Source organism: Bacillus sp. JJ1474, assembly GCF_036965225.1.
Lineage (GTDB): Bacteria > Bacillota > Bacilli > Bacillales > Cytobacillaceae > Cytobacillus.
The window spans coordinates 1063-4021 of the sequence record NZ_JBALPC010000274.1 but is presented as its reverse complement, the minus strand read 5'-3'; the positions used below and the strand labels follow the sequence as shown (position 1 = coordinate 4021).

Annotated in this window: 3 protein-coding genes; all 3 read right to left on the bottom strand. The window is 32.2% G+C overall.

What is annotated here, in order from left to right; all coding sequences use genetic code 11:
* The coding region (locus tag V7164_RS24305) for a hypothetical protein (protein WP_335355500.1) at positions 1-289 on the bottom strand (289 nt) is incomplete at its 3' end.
* Positions 286-1788, bottom strand: coding sequence for an ATP-binding protein (locus tag V7164_RS24300; protein WP_335355499.1), 1503 nt, complete (start codon positions 1786-1788; stop codon positions 286-288). The genes V7164_RS24305 and V7164_RS24300, both read right to left, overlap by 4 nt.
* Positions 1789-1897: 109 nt before the next feature.
* A complete protein-coding gene (locus tag V7164_RS24295; RefSeq protein WP_335355498.1) occupies positions 1898-2071 on the bottom strand; it encodes a hypothetical protein in 174 nt (57 codons plus the stop codon).
* Positions 2072-2959 lie beyond the last annotated feature (888 nt).

The window sequence follows — 2959 nt, the reverse complement described above, 5'->3', positions numbered from 1 at the left end:
ATTTACGATAACGATTCCAATATTTAAAATCGATATGTTCTTTTTTCTCTTTATACCAAGCTTTATGATTCACATCATCTTTATTTTTTAACAATGCTCCTTGTTGTGAATTAGGCTTTAACTTTTTAAAAAGATCATCTTTTGCTTGTTGTTTTTCTTCTTGAGTTAAACCCGGAAATGCCATAGCCATTTGGTCAATTCCTTGAGAAATAGCTTCCTTTAACTCTTTACCTTCTTTAATATTTATATCAATTAACACCAGGGATGCTTCTTTTAATTGTTCAATCATTGAAATTTCCCCTCCCAATTAGTTGTGATTAGTTGTCTTATATGTTTTGGATTAAAGCCACTAAATGTTTCAAACGATAAGATATGTTGTATGATTGCCTCTAAATCACTCCCTGTGGACTCTTTAAAGACTCGCACAATCATCAAAATTCTTTGTTGATTTTCCTCATCTAGCATTGTGTATTCCTCTATTTTTTTTGTAGGGTATGCATATAAGTTTCCTGGACTATCTTCTTCTAATAGCAATAAATAGTAATCTAATTTTGATTTCAAATGTTCATCCAACTTTTCTTTTATCTCTTCTAATACGCTATATTTTTTATTGATTCTAAAATGGATCCCACTTTTCTTAGAGACTTGCTCCCATAAATACTCATCATGAATTAAACTAGGATTGGCTTTTCCTCCAACCCCTTTTACAGTTCTACGATAATACACTTCATGAGACAACCTTCTTGCCTCAATTCCTACTTTTTTCAAAATATCTTGTATTTCAAGGGGAGGAGTCGCTTTAGACTTTTTGATATCTATTCCCCATTCAACATCTGCATCATTTTGTATATCTATTTCAATACGGGCTAAGTTAGCACTATCTTGTCTAGGAAACAACCCTAGCCATCCGCCACTTATCAACATTCGCTTATTTCTATAAATATAGTACCCCTGCTGAGCGTTCCATCCTTTAGGTCCACCTGCATATTCGTACTCAATTTCACTTAATTTTGAATGGTGAGGCAAAATATTAATACGAACACTGACAGGACTGTAATGTATAAGATACTCATCTACAGGTCTTATTTGAGTCGCAAAGGACTTTTGATAAAAGGGATCCCACCCTTCGACCTTTTCACCATTTAAAACTAAATGTAACTTTTTATCGATACTGCTAAAATAACGATGAAATACCATGCCTAGGTGACTTCTTACTTTGGAAATCTTATTAAAAAAGCTTTTCTGCTTCTTAATAGTAAAAGAATTTGACACAACTCTATCTAGATTTTCAATTAATACCACTGTACCTGATTCAGAATTAATGGTTCCCAATCTTTCAATTGATTTTTCATCTCTAGGCTCCAAAAAAATTTCCCATTCATTTTCATTTTCTATATATTCTAAATCCCAACAACGTACAGCCTTTTTCCCTAATGTTTTCGTTAGAACAGTCAATCTTTTTCCTAAAGAAAATGAAGCTGTTTTTAATCCCATACCAAAGCGACCTAATTCTTTCTTATCGCGTATCATCTGAGGATTTTTAGAACCTAGTTTCATCGCTTTTTTCAACTGCTCCTCATCCATACCTGAACCGTCGTCTTCAATTCGGATAAAGCTACCTTCTTCATTCCAGGTCATTTTAATATCTACTTTTTTGCACCCGGCGTCTATACTATTATCTATAATATCAGCAATAGCTGTTTCTAAGTCATATCCAATTGAGCGTAAAGAACCTACCAAAGGGGCTGCACTAGGTATTGACTCCTCTACATTATTTTCTTTCGACATCAAAATCCCCCTCTTTTTATTATTAATTTCGCATAATTCCATTCATTGCGATCCTTAACAGCTTTTTTAAGAGTTTCATTAAACGGTTGATTCCAAAGATTTAAGAATTTCACCCTTCCCCTGTCTCCTTTAATTTTTTTAATTCAAGGTGTGGAAGAATGATCATTTCAACAATGCTCAAAATGGATTCGGACATACTATCTTTAAAGTCTATTGTATTAACTGCCTTTTCTTCCACTTCAGGAGCAAATACGATTTGAGATAAATCAGCTAAATATTGCATTAAGATACTCTTACATTTTCCAGATGACTTNNCTCCTTTAATGGCATAGTATCCCATTCAGGATTTTTGTTTTCAAAATTTGTGGAACAAAGCGTCTCCACTCCTTTTTTTGTTGGTAGACTTTCAGTCTCTTCAATATTGGACCATTTTTATATTTGTTTACTATTCTTATAGGATCTATATATTCGTCATTTATTAAAATTACATCATTAGAGTCATTTTTCATATCCCTTAATATCATTATTTCTAACGATTTTTGTTTTTCCTAGTAATGCCCGGAACTTAAGTTGATTTACAGTATTTCGAATCTAGTAACAAGGCAACCTTATCGGGTGTCAATAACTTGGATTGATTTAATTTTGCTAAGGTGGTTCTAACAAGTATTCCTATTTTCATGGAATGATCAGATTCTTGCTTTGTTGATGAACCTATTAAATTTCTTTCGTAATCCCTTATTCATTTTTTCATATATTTAATTTTTATTTCTTTTTATAGACCAATTACTTCCTGCTCTAATAATTCTATAACCTGTGTCTTAAATGTTTTCTTGTCCATATTGATACCCCTATATTATTATTTTCAATAAATAATAATGAGATCCGGCTTTTTCTAATATCGAATCACCAATCATTTCCAATTAACAATATTGTAATCCTTTCCAAAATTATCGGCAAATCTTTTTACCCTCAAAGCCCACTCTTTATGGGTTCATAATAATTTGTCCTCCTTACGATAAAAAGAAAACAAAAATCCAGTCTTCCAGTTTGCAAAGCGTAATAATTCAAAAACATAAAAAAACCTCTCCAATGGAAAGGTTCTATTATAGTATCAAGTACCAAATATCTATTTAAGAATTTCTTCCTTCCAGTCATTTAACACTGGACTAAC